The following is a 20,333-nucleotide window of genomic DNA, read 5'->3' on the forward strand; positions in this document are numbered from 1 at the left end:
CCGACCAGTGGTGAGCGCAATGGTTTGACACCGGTCCATGGCAGGCCGCTGAGTTGCGGCTTGGCTGCGGGGCCCTTGCCCGCCCACCATCGCAGGACACGCCGCAAGTACGTCCATGTAGGCTCTTACGCGACATCCATGCCGCGTAAGGTCCCGCGACGGTGGCCGGGCAAGGACCAGTCCAGATGGTCGGTGTGCAGGGGCGCACACAGGGCATGGCGTGCATTGTTCGGAGGATGGTGCGTCCAACAAACGTTCCATCACAAGCAGAGCAACAAGCAGGCGTTCAACCAAGCAACCGACGCATTTTCTGGTGCGGTGTCCTCGCCGATTGCGGGACCGTGTGGCGGCATGGATGCCGCCACCGAGCCTACAAGGACGTACTTGCGGCGTGTCCCGCGAGCGGTGAGGGCACCGCGCACACGACCAACCAGGCTTTTGACTGCATCCCAAAGTACGGCCAATAAAACCACTGCGCTCGCCACCAAGCCGGCGCTCACCACATCTTGATAGCCACTCCTAGCGCAACTGCAGCACCGTGCGCATGTACAGGTCGATCAACGCCGGCTTGCCCGCGCGCAGGCAGGCCTGCACGTTCGGTGTGCCTGCGCCTTCGCGGGTGTAGCCCTGCGCATCGACGTCCAGATGCAGCGGCGTGGTCGGGCACAGGTCGGGGCGCAGCAGCCAGGCCACCGGCACTGCGTCGAACAAGGTCGGCGTGGCGCTGGCCCAGGGCTGGTCGGTATTGCGCCACTGGTAATACAGCTGGGTGAGCGCATCGGTGAGCCCATCGCCATGTGCAAACAAGGCGATGCGCTCGGGTTCTTCCAGCGTGATCTGGGTGGCGTCCAAGGGCAGCAACACGATCGGCACGCCGGCCGCGAACACCCGCTGCGCCGCCGGCACATCGGCCAGGATGTTGTACTCCGGCGCCGGCGCGCTGGCCGGACGGTAGGCCGACTTGCCGTAGCCGACGCGTACCGACCCGCCCATCGCCACGATACGCTTGAGCTTGGCAAAGCCGGCCGGGTCGCGCTGCTGCGCCACTGCGGCGTCGGTCATCGGCCCCAATACCAGCAAGGTCACCTTGCCAGGGTGCAGGCGCGCCTGCTGCAGGATCATCGCCGCCGCATCCGGCAGCTTGCCGGGCAACTGTCCCCTGGCGGCCCAGCGCGCCTGGCTGAAGGGGATCGCGCTGGTGGTGCGTGCGCCCACCGCCAACGGAATCTCGCTGCGCCCGGCCTGCTGCAACAGGCGCTGCAGCAACTGCGCACGCAAGCCGGTGTCGCCCCAGGCCGATGCGATGCCCAGCACATGCAGCTGCGGGCTACGCAGCAACAGCCCGAGCGCAAACGCATCGTCGATGTCGTCGCCGATGTCGGTGGAGACCACCAGCAACTCGGAGGACGTCGACGTAGACGTGGGCATTGGCGCCAGCTGCGCGGCAGTGGCGGCAGGCGTCTGCGCCCATGCCACTGCCGACGCACACCACAACCCCAGCATCCACCACATGTTTCGCCATCTCCGCTGCATGCATCCACTCCTGCGACCATAAAAAAACCGCCGGCATGTTGGCCGGCGGTTCGATAGTGCTACACCACGACGCCGATCAGAAGTTGGCGCGGAACTGCGCGCCGACGATGCGCGGGTCGTTGATGAAGCCGGTGAGGTTGTTGAAGTCGATCGCACCGGTCACGCGGATCTGGTTGGTGCAGTTGCGGCAGAACACCGACAACTCGTACGCGCCCGCGCCCCAGTTGTAGCCGATCTTGGCGCCGCCCTCGACCAGCGGCTGGCCGGTGAACTCCTTGGAGTCGTACAGGAAGAAGTTCACTTCGCTGCGGTAGGACCAGTCGGTGTAGAAGAACAGCTCGCCGTCGTTGCCCATCGGGATGCCGTAACGCAGGGTGGCGTTGGCCATCCACTTGGCAGCCTGCGGCAGGTCGTTGCCGTCGATGATGGCATTGCCGGCCGCATTGAGCGGGTCGGTCACGGTGCAGGTGCGGCACACGCCCACCGACAGGGTCGGGTCGTCGATGCGGGTCCAGTTGTAGGCGCCGCCGGCGGTGACGCGCAGGTTCTGGGTGAGCAGCGCTTCGAAGTCGAACTCTGCGCCGCGCGCCTTGGTCTTGTCGGCGTTGAGCAGGCGCACGTCGTTGGAGACGCCGCCCACTGCGGTGAGCTGCTGGTTCTTGACGCGGAAATCGTAGATGTCAAAGCTCAGACGCGCGCGGTTGTCGAACAGGTCGGACTTGATGCCGATCTCGAACGAATCCACCGTCTCCGGCTCGGCCACGGTCAGCGGCGCGGTGCCCGAGGGCACGCCGAAGCTGGCGCCGCGGAAGCCGCGTGCGGCACGGGCGTACACGTTGACGTCGTCGTTGATGGCGAAGGTGGCGGCCAGATCGCCGGTGACCTTGGAGTTGTCGGTCTCGCCGCTGGACGGCTCGACCAGCGTGACGCGGTCCAGCGCCAGCACGTCGAAGGTCTTCTTGTCGTAGGTGTAGCGAATGCCGGCGCGCAGGTTCAGGCGATCGGTGGCCGCATAGTTCAACGAGCCGAACGCCGCCCACGAGGTATTGCGCTGGCGGGTCAGCTGGTAGCTGGCCAGATCGCCGCCGCTGAAGGTGTTGTAGGTGTAGTTTTCGCCTTCCACATCGTCGTGGAAGTAGTACAGGCCGGCCTGCCAGTTGAGAGGGCCTTCGTATTGCGATTCGGCACGCAGTTCCTGGCTGTACTGGTCCAGGCTCTTGATGCCGCCGGCGGTTTCCACCGGGAACGGAATCACGCCCGGGCCGGACGGCGGTGCGAACACCGCGCCGAAGCCGCCGTCGATATCGCCGCGGCTGTAGTACTTGCCGATGCCTTCGTAGGCAGTGATCGAGTGCAGCGCGATGTCGCCCAGGTCCCAGGTCAGATTGGCGCTGCCGCCGTAGGTCTGCAGTTCCTGGTTGTTGGCGCCGTCGATGAAGGACTTCTCTTCGTCGAAGCCGTCCACCAGCTGGTTGGTGCCGGGCTGGATGATGTTGGCGCGGAACAGCCGCGCGGTGCCGTCCAGGTGACGCGCATGCGCGTTGAACAAGGCGCTGAAATCGTCGCTGGCCTGGTACAGCAGCTGCAGGCGCACGGCCGAGTCGGTATAGCCTTCCAGATCGCGGCCATCGCGGTTTTCCACCCAGTCGTCGCGGCGCTGGCCCAGCGTGGACAGACGCGCCGCCCAATGGTCGCCCATGGCGATGCTCAGGCCGCTTTCCAGGGTCATGGTGCCGTAGGTGCCGTAGGACAGGCTGGCGTAGCCGTCATTGGCGCCGATGGCCGGCTTGACCGAGTTGAACTTGACCACGCCGGCCGGCGTGTTGCGGCCGAACAGCGTGCCCTGCGGGCCGCGCAGCACTTCCAGGCCTTCCAGATCGAAGATCGGGAAGCCCTTCAGGAATGCGTTTTCCTGCACCACGTCGTCATAGATCAGCGACACCGGCTGCGAGGCATAGGTGTTGAAGTCGGTGTTGCCGTAGCCGCGGATGTACACGCGCGGGAATACACGGCCGTTGGACGACTCGATGTTGAGGCTGGGCGCCTTGCCCGCGAGCACGCGGATATCCGAGCCGCTGGTGGAGATGGCATCCAGGAATTCCGGACGCAGCACCGATGCCGAGACCGGTACGTCCTTGGAATCTTCCGAGCGGCGCTCGACCGTGACCTTGACCGCGTCCAGGCGCACGACACCGTCGTCGCCGGGCGCCTGCTGGGCAGCGGCATGAAGCGGGAGAAGGGAAGCAACGGCAACGGCGAGCGCGCTGATCTTGAGCGACCGGCTGGCGGACATGGGAAGACTCCGAATTCGGTTGGCGGAGCGGCCTGATCTGCATGCCGCGTTGCAACAGAATTAACACGATTTACACAAATTTGGCAGAGCGCGTGCGAAAAAGTTTTCCGAATTCGAAAAGGCGTTCGAATTAATGCAACACGCGCATGCAATTTGTGCGTTGGGGCCTGCCCGGTCTCAGCGGGCGATCAGCCGACCCCGGCGGCGTCGACCGGCACCCGCACCCAGCCTTCCATCAGCACCCGCGCACTGCGGCTCATCAGCGCCTTGGTCACCTGCCACTGGCCGTCCACCAGTTGCGCCTCGGCGCCGACGCGCAAGGTTCCGGAGGGATGTCCGAAGCGCACCGCAGAACGCGCCGCGCCGCCCGCTGCCAGATTGACCAGGGTGCCGGGCACGGCGGCCGCGGTGCCGATCGCCACCGCGGCGGTGCCCATCATGGCGTGATGCAACTTGCCCATCGACATCGCGCGCACCAGCAGATCGAGCTCGGCAGCGTGCACCGGTTTGCCGCTGGAGGCGGTGTAATCGGCCGGCGGCGCCACGAACGCCACCTTCGGCGTGTGCTGCCGCGTCGCAGCGTCTTCCACCTTCGCAATCAAGCCCATCCGCACCGCGCCGTGCGCACGCAGGGTCTCGAACATCGTCAATGCACGCGGGTCGCCATTGATCGCTTCCTGCAGCTCGGTACCGGTATAGCCCAGGTCGCGCGCGTTGACGAAGATGGTCGGGATGCCGGCATTGATCAGCGTTGCGGCGATCGTGCCCAGGCCGGGAATCTCCAGCTGATCGATCAGCTGGCCGGTGGGGAACATCGCACCGCCCTCGCCTTCGGCATCGTCGGCCGGGTCGAGAAATTCCAGCTGCACTTCGGCGGCAGGAAAGGTCACCCCATCCAGTTCGAAGTCGCCGGTTTCCTGCACCTGGCCATCGGTCATCGGCACATGCGCCACGATGGTCTTGCCGATATTGGCCTGCCAGATCCGCACCGTTGCCACGCCGTCGCGCGGCACCCGCGCGGCATCGACCAGGCCATTGGCGATCGCAAACGGCCCCACCGCCGCCGACAGGTTGCCGCAGTTGCCGCTCCAGTCCACGAACGCGCTGTCGATGGACACCTGCCCGAACAGGTAGTCCACATCGTGCCCGGCACGCGTGCTGGCCGACACGATCACGCTCTTGCTGGTGCTGGAGGTCGCCCCACCCATGCCATCGATCTGCTTGCCATACGGATCGGGGCTGCCGACCACCCGCAGCAACAACGCATCGCGCGCAGGCCCGGGCTGCTGCGCGGCAGCGGGTAGATGCTGCAGGCGAAAGAACACGCCCTTGCTGGTGCCGCCACGCATGTAGGTGGCCGGGATGCGGAGTTGGGGGAGAGGGGTCATGGGCTTGGTCTATCTCGGTTGATCGTGATCGCGGCGAAGACGCATCGACTGCGGCGCTGCCGGAGAGTTGAGGCAAAACTCGCGTCGAACCGCTCAGGCGTCGCCGCTCATCCACGCAGGAATGTCGCGCTGCATCTGCAGCACACGCCAGATGACGATGTCCGTGTCGCGTTCGATGTAGAAAATCAAATAGGGAAATCCCTTGAGTGGCCACACCCGCAGGTCCTGCAGCTTCAACAGCACCGCATGTCGGCTGGAACCGACACCCGGGTGCTGCATCAGCATCTTGACCGCCGACTCCAGCGCGTCGGCAAACGCCAGTTCCAGCGCGAGCCCGGCTTGTTCGCCATACCACGCAGCGGCTTCGTCGACGTCACGCAGCGCCAATGGGCGCCAGCGCGCCGGCTTCACTTGCTGGCAGCGCGTGCCTGCGCGCGCTCACGCATCTTGTCGAAGAAATCAGGTTCCGTTGCCACGGCCGGCCCGGAGTTGGCCCCATCCAGCAGCAACCCACGCAGCTGTTCCACATCACGTTGCTTGCGGATCAGTTCGCGCAGGTACTCGCTGCTGGAACCGTAGGCGTGCTCCTGGACTTGCTGATCGACGAACTGCTTGAGCTCGTCGGGCAAAGAGATATTCATTGTGGCCATGCGACCTCCTGATGGCAAAGATTGCCAAAGTGTGCGCGCCTGCACGGGTGGGTGCAAGCGGGCGACCTGGCGTCCTCGGGCGTCGACGCCATCAGGCTGCCGAGGCCTCAAGAAAATCCTGCGCAAACCGTTGCAGCACGCCGCCCGCCTCGTAGATGGACACTTCCTCGGCGGTGTCCAGGCGGCAGGTGACCGGCACCTGCACCTGCTCGCCGTTGCGCCGATGGATCGACAGCGTCAGCGTGGCGCCCGGCGTGCGCTCGCCGACCACATCGAAGGTTTCGCTGCCGTCGATGCCCAGCGTCTTGCGATCGGTGCCCGGCTTGAACTCCAGCGGCAACACGCCCATGCCGATCAGGTTGGTGCGGTGGATCCGCTCGAAGCCTTCGGCCACGATCACCTCCACCCCGGCCAGACGCACGCCCTTGGCCGCCCAGTCGCGCGAGGAGCCCTGCCCGTAATCGGCACCGGCAATGATGATCAGCGGCTGCTTGCGCATCATGTAGGTTTCGATCGCCTCCCACATGCGCAGTACCTGCCCTTCCGGTTCCAGCCGCGCCAGCGAACCGGCGGTGACCTGTCCATCGATCACCGCCATTTCGTTGACCAGCTTGGGGTTGGCGAAGGTGGCGCGCTGCGCGGTGAGGTGATCGCCGCGATGGGTGGCGTAGGAATTGAAGTCTTCCTCCGGCACGCCCATCTGCGCCAGGTATTCGCCTGCCGCGCTGCCGGCCAGGATCGCATTCGACGGCGACAGATGGTCGGTGGTGATGTTGTCGCCCAGCACCGCCAACGGGCGCAGGCCCTGCAAGCTGCGTGCACCGGCGAGCGCGCCTTCCCAGTACGGCGGGCGCCGGATGTAGGTGCTGGCCGGCCGCCAGTCGTACAACGGGCTCACCTGGATGCCCTGCCCCACGCTGCGCTTGAACATCGGGTCGTAGACGCTGCGGAAATGCTCCGGCTTGACGCTGCGCGCCACCACCGCATCGATCTCCGCATCGCTCGGCCATAGATCCTTGAGCGTCACTGCAACGCCATCGGCATCGATACCCAGCACATCCTTTTCGATATCGAAGCGCACCGTGCCGGCGATGGCATAGGCAATCACCAACGGCGGCGATGCCAGAAACGCCTGCTTCGCATACGGATGGATGCGCCCGTCGAAATTGCGGTTACCCGACAACACCGCGGTGGCATACAGATCGCGGTCGATGATCTCCTGCTGGATCGCAGGGTCCAGCGCACCGCTCATGCCATTACAGGTGGTGCAGGCAAACGCGACGATGCCGAAACCCAGTTGTTCCAGCTCGCCCAGCAACCCGGCCTCTTCCAGGTACAACTGCACCGCCTTGGAACCCGGCGCCAGCGAACTCTTCACCCAGGGTTTGCGCGTCAATCCGCGTGCATTCGCATTGCGCGCCAGCAAGCCTGCGGCAATGACGTTGCGCGGGTTGGAGGTATTGGTGCACGAAGTGATCGCGGCGATGATCACCGCGCCATCGGGCATCTGGCCCGGCACGGCATCCCAGACGCTGGCAATGCCGCGCTCGGCCAGCTCGCTGGTGGCCACGCGTTTGTGCGGATTGGATGGCCCGGCCATGTTGCGCACCACGCTCGACAGGTCGAACTGCAGCACACGCTCGTACTGCGCTGTGACCAGGTCATCCGCCCACAGGCCGGTCTGGCGCGCGTAGGTCTCCACCAAGGCGATCTGTGCGTCCTCGCGCCCGGTCAGGCGCAGGTAATCCAACGTCTGCTGGTCGATATAGAACATTGCCGCGGTGGCGCCGAATTCCGGCGTCATGTTGGAGATGGTCGCGCGATCGCCGATGGTCAGCGCGCTGGCGCCGGCCCCGTAGAACTCCAGATAGGCACCGACCACACGTTGCTGGCGCAGGAACTCGGTCAGGGCCAGCACGATGTCGGTGGCGGTAATGCCGGGCGCCGGCCGGCCCAGCAGTTCCACACCGATGATGTCGGGCAGGCGCATCCACGAGGCGCGCCCCAGCATCACGTTTTCCGCTTCCAGCCCGCCCACGCCCACTGCGATCACACCCAGCGCATCCACATGCGGGGTGTGACTGTCGGTACCTACGCAGGTATCGGGGAATGCCACGCCGTCGAGCGTGTAGATCACTGGCGACATCTTCTCCAGATTGATCTGATGCATGATCCCGTTGCCCGGCGGAATCACTTCCATGTTTTCGAATGCGCGCTTGGTCCACTCGATGAAGTGGAAGCGGTCGGCGTTGCGGCGATCTTCCACGCTGCGATTCTTGGCGAAGGCCTGCTTGTCGAAACCGGCGTATTCCACCGCCAGCGAGTGATCGACGATCAACTGCACCGGCACCACCGGGTTGACCTGCGCCGGGTCGCCACCCTGTTCGGCGATTGCATCGCGCAGCCCGGCCAGGTCGACCAGCGCGGTCTGCCCCAGAATGTCGTGACAGACCACCCGCGCCGGAAACCATGGAAAATCCAGGTCGCGCTTGCGCTCGATCAGCTGGCGCAGGTACGCCTCCAGCATCTGCGGTTCGGCACGCCGCACCAGATTCTCTGCGTGCACACGTGCGGTGTACGGCAGCCCTGCGTAGGCGCCGGGTTGCAGCGCATCCACGGCGGCGCGTGCATCGAAGTAGTCCAACGAGGTGCCCGGCAAGGGCTTGCGGTACTGGCTGTTCATGGCTGGCGATATCGAAGCGGGCGGGGGTATTTCGGGATTCGGGATTCGGGATTCGGGATTCGGGATTCGGGAATCGGGAATCGGGAATCGGGAATCGGGAATCGGATTCAGGATTTCAGGCGTGTGGGGGGACTGCCATCTCTCGTTGCGGTTGCCATCGCCTGATCGCCTTCGTTGAACGAAGGCGATCGTGGCGGATCAATCCAATCGCTGGCGCTTCCTCAGGAACGCTGATCCAGCGGCACGAAGACCTGATCTTCCGGGCCGGTGTAATTGGCCGAGGGACGAATGATCTTGCCGTCCATGCGCTGCTCGATGATGTGCGCGCTCCACCCGGCAGTGCGCGCCAGCACGAACAGCGGCGTAAACATCGCCGTCGGCACGCCCATCATGTGGTAGCTCACCGCACTGAACCAATCCAGGTTCGGGAACATCTTCTTGATGTCCCACATCACCGCCTCCAGGCGCTCGGCAATGTCGTACATCTTGCGGCTGCCCTGCTCGTCGGAGAGTTCGCGCGCCACCTCCTTGATCACCTTGTTGCGCGGATCGGACACGGTGTAGACCGGGTGCCCGAAGCCGATCACTACTTCCTTGCGTTCCACACGCGCCTTGATGTCGGCCTCGGCCTCGTCCGGGGTGTCGTAGCGCTTCTGCACCTCGAAGGCCACTTCGTTGGCGCCGCCGTGCTTGGGCCCGCGCAATGCGCCGATGCCGCCGGCGATGGCGCTGTACATGTCGCTGCCGGTGCCGGCGATCACCCGGCTCGCAAACGTGGACGCATTGAATTCGTGTTCGGCGTACAGGATCAGGCTGGTGTGCATCGCACGTACCCACGAGTCCTTCGGCGCGAACCCGTGCAGCAGATGCAGGAAGTGCCCGCCGATCGAGTCGTCGTCGGTTTCCACCTCGATGCGCTTGCCGTTGTGGCTGTAGTGGTACCAGTACAGCAGCATCGATCCCAGCGAGGCCATCAGCTTGTCGGCGATATCGCGCGCGCCGGGATGATTGTGATCGTCCTTCTCCGGCTGCAGGCAACCCAGCACCGACACGCCAGTGCGCATCACATCCATCGGATGCGCCGACGGCGGCAGCTGCTCCAGTGCAGTTTTCACTGCCGCCGGCACGCCGCGCAGCGAACGCAGCTTGGCCTTGTAGCCGCGCAGTTCGCCGTTGTTGGGCAGCTTGCCGTGCACCAGCAGATAGGCAATTTCCTCAAACTCGCTGGTGGTGGCCAGATCCAGGATGTCGTAGCCACGGTAATGCAGATCGTTGCCGCTGCGGCCCACCGTGCACAGCGCGGTGTTGCCTGCAGCAGTGCCGGACAGTGCGACGGATTTCTTCGGCTTGAAGCCGGGATTGACGGTGTCGTTCATGCGATGCGCTCCCAAACGGTGTCGTGTTGCAGTGTCACGGATGAAGTGGCCAAACCTGCACGCAGCAAGGCGCGATCATGCGCCTTTGCGTGCAAACAACGCGTCCAGGCGCTGCTCGTAGCCGTGGTAGCCGATGCGCTCGTACAGCTCTTCGCGCGTCTGCATGGTGTCCAGCACGGCCTGCTGATGGCCGTCGCGCCGAATCGCGGTATAGACCGCCTCGGCCGCCTTGTTGGCCGCACGGAATGCCGACAGCGGAAACAGCTGGATCGCCACACCGGCCTGCGCAAGCTGGTCGCGCGTGAACAGCGGCGTCTTGCCGAATTCGGTGATGTTGGCCAGCACCGGCACGCCCACTGCATCGACAAACCGCGTGTAGGTGTCCAGGTCGTACGCGGCTTCGGCAAAGATGCCGTCGGCACCGGCTTCCACGCAGGCGATCGCACGTTCGATCGCCGCATCCACGCCTTCCATCTGGATCGCATCGGTGCGCGCAATCAGGAAGAACGCCGCATCGGTCTTGGCATCGGCTGCCGCCTTGACCCGGTCAACCATCTCGGCCTGGCTGACGATCTCTTTGCCCGGCCGATGCCCGCAACGCTTGGCGCCGACCTGGTCCTCGATATGGCAGCCGGCTGCACCCGCCTTGATCAGCGACTTGATGGTGCGCTCGATATTGAACGCGCTCGGCCCGAAGCCGGTGTCCACATCCACCAGCAGCGGCAGCTCGCAGACATCGGTGATGCGGCGCACGTCGATCAGCACGTCTTCCAGCGTGTTGATGCCCAGGTCCGGCAGCCCCAGCGAACCGGCCGCTACACCGCCGCCAGACAGGTAGATGGCCTGGTAGCCGGCACGCTGCGCCAGCAGCGCATGGTTGGCATTGATCGCGCCGATCACCTGCAGCGGCGATTCGGCAGCCAGCGCAGCGCGGAAGCGCGTGCCGGCGGAAGCGGTGGGTGAGGACGTCATGGCGATTCCAGAGTTGGGATGCGGGACAAGGCGCAAATGGCATGCCAACGCCAAGTCATTGATTCCGCTCGGCCACAGCGGACCATATGTTGCAAATCTGCAACGCAACGCGCAGCATGCAACATCTTTGCAACGCGACACCAACGATGCGCAGCCCCAGGTTTACCGAGCCGATGGAGCCCTCTCCACCGGTCATCTGGACCGTCAGCGTCTCTCGCCTGACCGGCCTGCTGGCCGACGTCATCCCCGAGTTCGACCAGCGCGCGCGCATCGAGCAGGTCAACCTCGGCTTTGCCGAGGCGGTGGAGGTCATCGGCCAGCGCCTGCGCCGCGAGCGCTGCGACGTGCTGGTCGCCGGCGGCTCCAATGCCGCCTATCTGCGCAGCCGGCTCGCACTGCCGCTGGCGCCGATCCAGGCCACCGGATTCGATCTGATGGAAGCGCTGGCGCGCGCACGCCGCATCGCACCGCGCATCGGCGTGGTCACCCATGCCACCGACGTGCCCTTGTTCCGCGCGTTTCAGGACAGCTTTGACCTCGACATCGAACACCGTCGCTTCGTCACCGCCGAGGACGCGCGCGACTGCATCGCCGACCTGCGTGCCAGCGGCATCCAGGTCATCGTCGGCACCGGCATGGCGATCGATTTCGCCGAGCAGGCCGGCTTGCCCGGGGTGCTGCTGTACTCGGCAGATTCGGTCCGCCTGGCACTCGAGCACGCCATCGCGCTGGGAAGCGCACCCGGCCACGATCACTCCGCCAGCCGCACCGTCACGCGCCGGGTGCGGCGCACCGACGCATTGCTGGGCGACGATGCTGCAATCACGCAGGTGCGCGAGCTGGTGCAGCTGTACGCCCCACATCCGGGCACCGTGCTGATCAGCGGCGAGACCGGCACCGGCAAGGAACTGGTCGCACGCCAGTTGCATGCCGGCAGCCGCCGGCGTGGCCGCTTCGTCGCCATCAACTGCGGCGCCATCAGCGAGTCGTTGCTGGAGGCGGAATTGTTCGGCTACAGCGACGGCGCCTTTACCGGCGCACGCCGCGGCGGCCATGTCGGCCTGATCGAAGCCGCGCAGGACGGCACGCTGTTTCTCGACGAAATCGGCGAACTGCCGATGCCGCTGCAGACACGCCTGCTACGCGTGCTGGAAGAGCGCGAAGTGCTGCGGGTTGGCGCCACTCTGCCGGTCGCCGTGGACGTGCGCGTGGTCGCCGCCAGCCTGCAGTCGCTGCAGGCACTGGTCGAGCAAGGACGCTTCCGACGCGACCTCTTCTATCGCCTGGCAGCGCTACGCATCGCCCTGCCGCCACTGCGCAACCGCCCCGACGAGATCGCCTTGTTGCTGGCGCATTACTTCCAGCACCTCGGCGGCATACCTTCCCCGCTGTCATCGACAGCACTGCAGCGGCTGCAACAGCACCTATGGCCGGGCAACGTGCGCGAATTACGCAATCTGGTCGAGCGCCTGTGCATTCATTGGAAGGCACAACCGCGCCACAGCCTTGACCTGGATCAACTGGAACGCTGGGCACCTGAGCTGTTCGAGATGCGCATTGGCGATGGCGATGGCGCAGCAGCACCCGGGCACACCGATCTTGCGAGCTCGCGCCTGCAACTCACCGCAGCGGTGGTCCGCGCAGCGCTCGATCGCGCAAACGGCAATCGCGCCCTCGCCGCACAGGCACTGGGCGTCTCGCGCACGACGCTGTGGCGCTGGATGCAGGCACACGCGGCGGCATCGCGGGATTGAGATACAGGCCTCGCCTGGCGGGGCTGCACGCGCAGACCTGTTTCGCGAATCTTTACAACGCCAGCCGCGCGCTCGCGGCGACAGGTCATGCGCCGCGTTCCACACGCCGGGGGTGCTGCCCCATTGGTGATGTGATCACACGCAGCGCCGCTATCCAGCACCCGCCCATTGAACGAGTGCGCAGCGATCACTTGACCCGCATGTACTCGGTATCGCCCGTACTCAGGTGCCCGGTCGCCTGGTCGATCGCATAGTTGACGGTGCCATCGGCGCCGGACACCTGCAGCACGCCCTTGTTCAAGATCGCCGGATGATTCTTCGTCCTGACGCCGCCGCCGAGCCGCTCCGGCGTGGTATCGCGAATGATGAAGCTCTCGCCGTTGTGCTCGATGCTGAGCACGTTCTTCTCCGACGTCATGTTGACCCACCTGCCCACGTACTGCTCGCCCACATCGCGTGCACAGCCGGCCAGCAACGCCATCGCAACCAGAGCACTTCCAAGCAGCGCCTTCATCGCCACTCCTTCTTCAACGCGGGGGACTGCAGGATGGCGATTCGTTCCTGCGCCTGCAACAAGCAGGCACAACCGGATGAACAGGCCTGTCAGCGAGTTGAACAAGTCGTTGGGATCAACGGGCTCTGCATCCCACTCGCACGGATAGCGGCGACACCTGCGATTTGACGGCATCGGCTGTGGTCCACACCACTTCAACCGAGCCAGACGCCCAAGGCGGTTGCAGGAGCGCCTTCAGGACAACAAAAAAGCCGGCGCATGGCCGGCTCTTCTTCTCGCGTTGAAACCCTTGTTGTTGCTGGATTTCGATGGTGGGCGGTACAAGGTTCGAACTTGTGACCCTTGCCGTGTGAAGGCAATGCTCTACCGCTGAGCTAACCGCCCGGTGACGCGAGCCGCACATTATAGGGCAGCTGCGGCGATCGTCAACAGGTTCATCGGCGACGGCGGCAATGCGCTCGAAAACGCCCGTTCCGGTGGCTGGGCGTGGCGCCATGACTCCCTGGCGCGACGCTGTGGCAATCGATTCGGCGCCGTTCAGATGCCCGATACGCCCGTCGATGCCCCGCGCCAGACGGCGATCACGCGCGCGGCCGCGGCGCGCCGCATCACATCGTGTGCGTCGGCTTGTCCGAGGTCGTCAATCCCGCCAGCAGCGTCTCGATCTTGTTGCGCACACTCTCGCCTTCCTGGCCGTCCGGGAACTGCACGCCGATGCCGGCGGCGCGGTTGCCTTGCGCACCGGCCGGGGTGGTCCAGATGACCTTGCCGGCGACCGGCAGGCGTTCGCTGGAGTCCGGCAGGGTCAGCAGCAGGAAGACCTCGTCGCCGAGCATGTAGCGCTTGGGCGTGGGCACGAAGATGCCGCCACCTTTCACGAACGGCATGTAGGCACTGTAGAGCGCCGGCTTGTCCTTCAACGCCAGCGACAAAATGCCCTGGCGTGCATTCATTGCACTCATCGAGTTCCCCTAGAACGTGCCGGACGCTCTCCCTCGCGCCAGGCCAGCAACAATTCCGTCACCGCCAGATCGGCGCGGACGGTGGTGCGCAGCAGGTCGCGGGTGCGATTGGCGGCGTCGAACCAGGTCGCCAGCTTGTGCAACCGCGATGGATCGGTCAAGCCGGCCGATGCCTGTGCCAGCGCAAGGTCCGCCGCGTGGCGCAGCCGTTGGTCGGCCTGGCCGTCGTTGGTCCAGCGCTGCGCAACCTCCACTGCGCCGGCGCGGCCGGCGGCGACCTGTTCCAGGTCCTGCGCCACCGCGCGCCGCACCGCCAGGCCGTCCTCGCGCAGCCACTGCGCCGCAAGCCCCGGATGACCACGCGCGGCGTCCAGCGCTTCCTGCGCAGCCCGCTCGTCGACGCCCTGCGACAGCAGCCAGGCCAGCGCCTCGTGCGCGGGCGGCAGCTTGAATTCCAGGCGCTGGCAGCGGCTGCGGATGGTCGCCGGCAAGCGTGCCGGCTGCGCGCTGATCAGCCACAGGTAGCGCCCCGGCGAGGGTTCTTCCAGCGTCTTGAGCAACGCATTGCAGGCAGCGCGATTGATCGCATCGGCCGGGTCGACGATCACGATCTGGGCGATGCCGTACTGCGGGGTCAACGAGAGCTTTTGCGAAATCTCGCGCACCTGCTCGATCACGATCTCGGTGCGCAGCTTGTCGCCGGTGCGGTTGGGAATGAACGAGATCAGCTGCAGATCCGGGTGGGTCCCGGCGGCAATCAGCTGCCGGCTGCGCTGCGCCAGCGCCGGGTCCGGCGCGCTGGCCAGCACGTGCTCGGCCAGCGCCAGGGCCACCGCACGCTTGCCCAGGCCATCCGGCCCGCAGATCAGCAAGCCGTGGCCAAGCCGGCCGGCGTCCAGCGCCGCCAGCGTCTGGTCGTAGGCGCGCTGCTGCCAGGGTGAGAACACAGTGGTCATGGAGTGGGCTCCGGTTGCGGCAGGCGGCGACGCTGCAGGTAACGCGCCACCGCCGCATTGTGTTCGGCCAGGGTGGCCGAGAACACGTGCGCGCCGGTGCCATCGCCGACCGCCACGAAGTACAAGGCATTCCCCGGTGCCGGACGCACTGCCGCCAGCAAGGCCTCGCGGCCGGGCATGGCGATCGGGGTCGGGGTCAGGCCGGTGCGGGTGTAGGTGTTGTACGGCGTATCGGTGGTCAGGTCGCGGCGGCGGATATTGCCGTCGTAGCTGCTGCCGATGCCGTAGATCACGGTGGGGTCGGTCTGCAGCTTCATGCCCAGCTGCAGGCGGCGCAGGAACACGCCGGCAATCAGCGGACGCTCCGCACCCAGCGCGGTTTCCTTTTCGATGATGGAGGCCAGGATCAACGCCTGTTCCGGCGAGCCGAGCGGCAGATCGGGCGCGCGCTGCGCCCAGGCCTGCGCCAGCGCTTTGTCCATGGCGAGGTGAGCGCGCTTGAGCACGTCCAGATCGCTGTCGCCGTGCTGGTAGAGATAGGTTTCCGGCAGAAAACGGCCTTCCGGGTGCTGGTTGGCAAAACCCAGCCGCGCCATCACTGCCGCATCGTCCAGCGCAGCCATGGATTGCCGCAGCGGCGTGGCGGTGGCGATCGCGGCGCGCAGCTGGCGGAAGTTCCAGCCTTCCACGATCGTGAAGCGGTACTGGATCACCCGGCCCTGGCGCATGCGTTCGAGCAGCTCGCGCGGCGACAGCGCCGGGGCCAGCGCGTATTCGCCCACCTTGAGCTTGCCGGCCGCATCGACCTGGCGCGCGAGCAGCTGCCATTCCAGATCGGTGCCCTGTGCCACGCCGGCGGCGCGCAACTTGCGCAGCGTGGCCTTGAGTGAATCGCCAGGCGCGATCACCACGCTGGGCGCACTCGCGCTCATCGGCGTCTGGGCAAAGTGCAGGTAATGCCGCCACGCCACCACGGCCGCAATCGCCAGCAGCGCTGCAAGCAACAGCACCGTGCCCAGCACGGCCAGACATCCACGTTTGCCAGTCACCGCCACACGCACCTCGTCATTGCCCCAGCGCCGCGCAGGATACCGCGCGCCGGTGATGTCCCGTTGAAGCGCTCATGCCTGGTCGAAGGCGCGCAGCACGCCGCGCGCCTTGGCGCGGGTTTCGTCCAGTTCGCGCTGCGGGTCCGAATCCACCACGATCCCGGCGCCGGTGCGGAAATGCACCTGGTCCCCGGCCACCTCGGCGGTGCGGATCAGGATGTTCAGATCCATGTCGCCGTCGCGATTGAGCCAGCCGAATGCGCCGGTATAGGCGCCACGCGCGGTGCCTTCGAGCTCGGCGATGATCTGCATGCAGCGCACCTTCGGGCAACCGGTGATGGTGCCACCTGGAAATACCGCAGCAACCACCTCGCCCGGGGTGACGTCGGGGCGCAGACGGCCACGCACGTTGCTGACGATGTGGTGCACATGCGCGTAGCTTTCCACGCCCATCAGCTCGTCCACCTCCACCGTGCCCGGTGCGCAGATGCGCCCCAGGTCGTTGCGTTCCAGGTCGATCAACATGACGTGCTCGGCGCGCTCCTTCGGATGGCCGACCAGCTCGCGGATGCGCGCGGCATCGTCGTCGCCGGCAAAGCGCGCGCGGGTACCGGCGATCGGGCGCGTCTGCACCACATCGCCCTGCACCGACACCAGCCGCTCCGGCGAGGAACTCACCACCGCGCGGCCTGCCGCGACGAACAGGCCGGCAAACGGGGCGGGATTGGCCGCGCGCAGGCGCGCATGCAACGCCGCCGGATCGACCGCAGCGGCGAATGCCGCATGCCAGGCGCGCGAGATATTGGCCTGGAACACGTCGCCGGCGCGCAGGTAATCGAGCACACGCTCCACGGCAGCGGTAAAGCGCTCCGGCGCATCTTCTTCGACAGCCACCGGCCCGGCCCACGCTGGCAACGGCGGCAGCGCGGCGCAGGCGGCGATGTCCTCGACGATGCGGGTCAGCAGATCTGCACGGCCCGGCTCGGCCAGCGCGATGCAGCGGCCCTGCACCCGATCGCGCAGCACCGCGGCCGGTGCGCGCAGCGCCAGCGCGCTCGGCAAGCCATCGCTGCGCGTGGGTAGCTGCAGAATCGGTTCGACCTGCGCGGCCAGCTCGTAATCCAGCAGCACCGCCCAGCCACCGCGAAACGGCCACGGGCCGGTCGCAGCGTGCGGCAGGCGCTCGGCCTGCCAGGCCGCATCCAGTGCCTGCAGAAATCCGCCGTCCAGCACCCGTCCATCGCCGTCGCGCGTGCGCCCGTCGGCGTCCAGCCGCAGGCGTGCGCCGTCTGCCAGCAACAACACATCCCAGCGGCCGTGGGCGGTGCCGGAAGCAGTGGATTCGAGCAGTGCCGGATAGCGCTGCGGCGCCAGCCGATGCAGCGCCAGCAGGTCGATGTCCGCGTGCAGGGGTCTGGTGAGCGTCATCGGCCTGGTGTGGCGTGGGGTGCTAAGACGCGCCACCCTGCGATGGAGGCAGGGCACGCATGATGAGAGGGATCAGGTCGCGCAGCGACGTTTGGCAGCGCTAATGTCCGGCTGCGTGGCGGGCGGAATCCCATGCGTCATGTACCGCGAGACATCGCTCGCGGTACACACGCACAGTGATCTCAGATGCGCTTGAACACCAGCGTGCCGTTGGTGCCGCCGAAGCCGAAGCCGTTGGACATCACCGCGTCCACCTGCACTTCGCGCGCCACGTTCGGCACGTAATCCAGGTCGCAGCCTTCGCTGGGCTCTTCCAGGTTGATGGTCGGCGGAATGATGCCGGTGTGCAGCGCCATCACCGAGAAGATCGCTTCCACGCCGCCGGCCGCGCCGAGCAGATGGCCGGTCATCGACTTGGTCGAGCTGACCATGGTCTTGTAGGCGTGGTCGCCCAGCGCGCGCTTCATCGCCAGGGTTTCGGCCAGATCGCCCAACGGCGTGGAGGTGCCGTGCGCATTGAGGTAGCCGATCTGCTCGGGATTGAGCTTGGCATCGCGCATCGCCGCGGCCATGCTGCGCGCCGCGCCCTCGCCGTCTTCGCTGGGCGCGGTCATGTGGAAGGCATCGGAGCTGGCGCCGAAGCCGACCAGTTCTGCATAGATGCGCGCGCCACGCGCCTTGGCGTGTTCGTACTCTTCCAGCACCAGCACGCCGGCACCGTCGCCCAGCACGAAGCCGTCGCGCTGCTTGTCCCACGGACGCGAAGCGCCGGTCGGATCGTCGTTGCGGGTGGACATCGCCTTCATTGCGCAGAAGCCGCCCACCGAACTCGGCGAGGAGCCGCGCTCGGCGCCACCGGCCAGCATCACGTCGGCGTCGCCGTGCTGGATCATGCGCATCGCGGTGCCGATCGAATGGTTGGAGGTGGCGCAGGCCGACACCGCCGAGAAGGTCGGGCCCTTGAGGCCCTTGATCAGGCTCACCTGGCCCGGCAGCATGTTGATGATGGTGCTGGGCACGTAGAACGGCGAAATCTTGCGCGCGCCGCCCTCGTGGAATTTGATGGTCTGCTCTTCGATACCGAGCAGCCCGCCGATGCCGGAGCCGAGAATGGCGCCAACGCGTTCGGCATTGCTTTCGTCGATTTCCAGGCCGGAATCGTCCAGCGCCATGAACGAGGCGCCGACGCCGTAATGGATGAACGAATCCATCTTCTTGACGTCCTTGGCGGACACGAACAGCGTGGGATCGAAATTCTTGATCTCGCCGGCAATCTTGGTGGTGAACTGCGAGGCATCGATCTGCGTGATCGGGCCGATGCCTGAGCGCCCGTGGATGATTCCATCCCAGCTGGTGGCCAGATCATTGCCCAGCGGCGACACCATGCCCATGCCGGTAACGACAACACGACGACTCATTGCAGATCTCCTCACCACGGAACGGACGGTGCTTGCGGTTTGCGGATGACGCTTGAAAAACACAGGGCCGCATCAGCGGCCCCATGGAATGTCTGACGCAGCAACGGCTTGACGCACGCCGCCGCAGTCAGGAACAACGCATCAGCTCTTGACGTGAGCCTTGACGTAGTCGATCGCCTGCTGGACCGAGGTGATCTTCTCAGCCTCTTCGTCCGGGATCTCGCACTCGAACTCTTCTTCCAGCGCCATCACCAGCTCGACGGTGTCCAGCGAGTCGGCACCCAGGTCATCGACGAACGATGCGCTGGTGGTGACTTCCTCTTCCTTGACGCCGAGTTGTTCGACGACGATTTTCTTGACGCGTTCTTCGATGGTGCTCATTGGGGATATCGCTCCAGATGGAGTAGTGGTGGTACGAAAAAAACGCCATCGCCGCTGCGATGGCCGCGTTGGATAGTGTAGTGGAAGCGACCGAGCCTTGCATTGCATCACAAGTCCCCGCCAATCAGCCACTTAGCGCCTCCCGGCGCCGCACGCTCACGGCATGTACATGCCGCCGTTGACGTGCAGGGTCTCACCGGTGATGTAGCCGGCACTCGGCCCGGCCAGGAACGCCACCGCGTTGGCGATGTCGTCCGGCTGGCCCAGGTGGCCCAGCGCAATCTGCTGCAGCAAGGCGGCCTTGGCCTCGTCCGGCAGCGCCTTGGTCATGTCGGTATCGATGAAGCCGGGCGCCACCACATTCACGGTGACCCCGCGCGAGCCGATCTCCTTGGCCAGCGACTTGGAGAACGCAATGATGCCGGCCTTGGCCGCGGCGTAGTTGGTCTGGCCGGGATTGCCGGTCACGCCCACCACCGAGGCGATGTTGACGATACGGCCCTTGCGCGCCTTCATCATGCCGCGCATCACCGCCTTGGAGGTGCGGAACACGCTGGTCAGATTGGTGTCGATGATCGCCTGCCAGTCGTCGTCCTTCATCCGCATCAGCAGGTTGTCGCGGGTGATGCCGGCATTGTTGACCAGGATCGAGATCGCGCCGAACTCTTTGCCGATCGCATCGATCAGGCCATCGACCGCCGCAGCGTCGGTGACATCGAGCTCACGGCCGTGGCCGCCTTCGGCAGCCAGGCGCTCGCCGATCGCCGCAGCGCCGGAGGCCGAGGTCGCGGTGCCGATCACGGTGGCGCCCTGGGCGGCCAGCGTCGCGGCGATGGCCGCGCCGATCCCGCGACTGGCACCGGTGACGAGGGCGATCTCGCCCTGCAGAGGCTTGCTCATGAATGCTGTTCCTCGAGTGGGAAGCGCGCGACCGCAGCCGCGAGCGGTGAGGGCTGCCGGCAGGACCGGCAGGTGC

At 66.0% G+C, this 20,333-nt stretch carries 17 protein-coding genes and 1 tRNA gene; 1 reads left to right on the forward strand and 17 read right to left on the reverse strand.

From position 1 onward, the window contains the following. Window positions 1–519 precede the first annotated feature (519 nt). The 8 genes from EO170_RS14735 to prpB form a co-directional block, all read right to left on the reverse strand. Complete coding sequence (locus EO170_RS14735) at window positions 520–1,503, reverse strand: nucleoside hydrolase (RefSeq protein ID WP_126946077.1); 984 nt, start codon at window positions 1,501–1,503, stop codon at window positions 520–522. Window positions 1,504–1,609: 106 nt separating this feature from the next. Further along, complete coding sequence (locus tag EO170_RS14740) at window positions 1,610–3,826, reverse strand: TonB-dependent receptor (protein WP_039523923.1); 2,217 nt, start codon at window positions 3,824–3,826, stop codon at window positions 1,610–1,612. A 188-nt stretch (window positions 3,827–4,014) separates the two neighbouring features. Beyond that, on the reverse strand, window positions 4,015–5,214 hold the full coding sequence (gene prpF, locus EO170_RS14745; protein WP_126946005.1) for a 2-methylaconitate cis-trans isomerase PrpF: 1,200 nt from the start codon (window positions 5,212–5,214) through the stop codon (window positions 4,015–4,017). 93 nt (window positions 5,215–5,307) lie between these two features. Continuing rightward, entirely contained in the window at window positions 5,308–5,601 is a 294-nt protein-coding gene (locus EO170_RS14750; protein WP_202397434.1) for a type II toxin-antitoxin system RelE/ParE family toxin, read from the reverse strand. Between the two features lie 20 nt (window positions 5,602–5,621). Further along, a complete protein-coding gene (locus tag EO170_RS14755) occupies window positions 5,622–5,864 on the reverse strand; it encodes a type II toxin-antitoxin system ParD family antitoxin (protein ID WP_029220676.1) in 243 nt (80 codons plus the stop codon). Between the two features lie 91 nt (window positions 5,865–5,955). Then, a complete protein-coding gene (gene acnD / locus EO170_RS14760; protein ID WP_126946008.1) occupies window positions 5,956–8,547 on the reverse strand; it encodes a Fe/S-dependent 2-methylisocitrate dehydratase AcnD in 2,592 nt (863 codons plus the stop codon). A gap of 221 nt (window positions 8,548–8,768) precedes the next feature. Then, complete coding sequence (gene prpC, locus EO170_RS14770; RefSeq protein WP_126946014.1) at window positions 8,769–9,923, reverse strand: 2-methylcitrate synthase; 1,155 nt, start codon at window positions 9,921–9,923, stop codon at window positions 8,769–8,771. Window positions 9,924–9,998: 75 nt separating this feature from the next. After that, entirely contained in the window at window positions 9,999–10,895 is an 897-nt protein-coding gene (prpB, locus tag EO170_RS14775; RefSeq protein ID WP_126946017.1) for a methylisocitrate lyase, read from the reverse strand. A gap of 146 nt (window positions 10,896–11,041) precedes the next feature. On the opposite strand from prpB, the gene prpR reads away from it, so the two are divergent. Next, window positions 11,042–12,649 (forward strand): propionate catabolism operon regulatory protein PrpR, encoded by a 1,608-nt coding sequence (gene prpR / locus EO170_RS14780; protein ID WP_126946020.1) that lies wholly within the window; start codon window positions 11,042–11,044, stop codon window positions 12,647–12,649. A 187-nt stretch (window positions 12,650–12,836) separates the two neighbouring features. Here the strand turns inward: prpR and EO170_RS14785 are convergent, their stop codons facing one another. From EO170_RS14785 to fabG, 9 genes are all read right to left on the reverse strand, one after another. Then, window positions 12,837–13,163: a hypothetical protein gene (locus tag EO170_RS14785; protein WP_104582334.1), complete on the reverse strand. Its 327-nt coding sequence runs from the start codon at window positions 13,161–13,163 to the stop codon at window positions 12,837–12,839. Window positions 13,164–13,472: 309 nt separating this feature from the next. After that, a tRNA-Val gene (locus EO170_RS14790) sits at window positions 13,473–13,547 on the reverse strand. A gap of 224 nt (window positions 13,548–13,771) precedes the next feature. After that, window positions 13,772–14,125, reverse strand: coding sequence for a PilZ domain-containing protein (locus EO170_RS14795; RefSeq protein WP_026064467.1), 354 nt, complete (start codon window positions 14,123–14,125; stop codon window positions 13,772–13,774). Further along, window positions 14,122–15,081 (reverse strand): DNA polymerase III subunit delta', encoded by a 960-nt coding sequence (locus EO170_RS14800; protein WP_104582333.1) that lies wholly within the window; start codon window positions 15,079–15,081, stop codon window positions 14,122–14,124. Before EO170_RS14800 ends, EO170_RS14795 begins: the two co-directional genes overlap by 4 nt. Continuing rightward, complete coding sequence (mltG, locus tag EO170_RS14805) at window positions 15,078–16,142, reverse strand: endolytic transglycosylase MltG (protein ID WP_126946023.1); 1,065 nt, start codon at window positions 16,140–16,142, stop codon at window positions 15,078–15,080. The genes EO170_RS14800 and mltG overlap by 4 nt, the downstream gene beginning before the upstream one ends. A 60-nt stretch (window positions 16,143–16,202) precedes the next feature. Beyond that, window positions 16,203–17,558 (reverse strand): aminodeoxychorismate synthase component I, encoded by a 1,356-nt coding sequence (locus EO170_RS14810; protein WP_126946026.1) that lies wholly within the window; start codon window positions 17,556–17,558, stop codon window positions 16,203–16,205. A 182-nt stretch (window positions 17,559–17,740) separates the two neighbouring features. After that, entirely contained in the window at window positions 17,741–18,976 is a 1,236-nt protein-coding gene (fabF, locus tag EO170_RS14815) for a beta-ketoacyl-ACP synthase II (RefSeq protein WP_104582330.1), read from the reverse strand. 141 nt (window positions 18,977–19,117) lie between these two features. Then, complete coding sequence (acpP, locus tag EO170_RS14820; RefSeq protein ID WP_002814322.1) at window positions 19,118–19,357, reverse strand: acyl carrier protein; 240 nt, start codon at window positions 19,355–19,357, stop codon at window positions 19,118–19,120. Between the two features lie 156 nt (window positions 19,358–19,513). Next, on the reverse strand, window positions 19,514–20,257 hold the full coding sequence (fabG, locus tag EO170_RS14825) for a 3-oxoacyl-ACP reductase FabG (protein ID WP_047130408.1): 744 nt from the start codon (window positions 20,255–20,257) through the stop codon (window positions 19,514–19,516). Window positions 20,258–20,333 lie beyond the last annotated feature (76 nt).

The organism is Xanthomonas sp. BRIP62409 (assembly GCF_003992965.1).
Classification (GTDB): Bacteria; Pseudomonadota; Gammaproteobacteria; order Xanthomonadales; family Xanthomonadaceae; genus Xanthomonas; species Xanthomonas euroxanthea.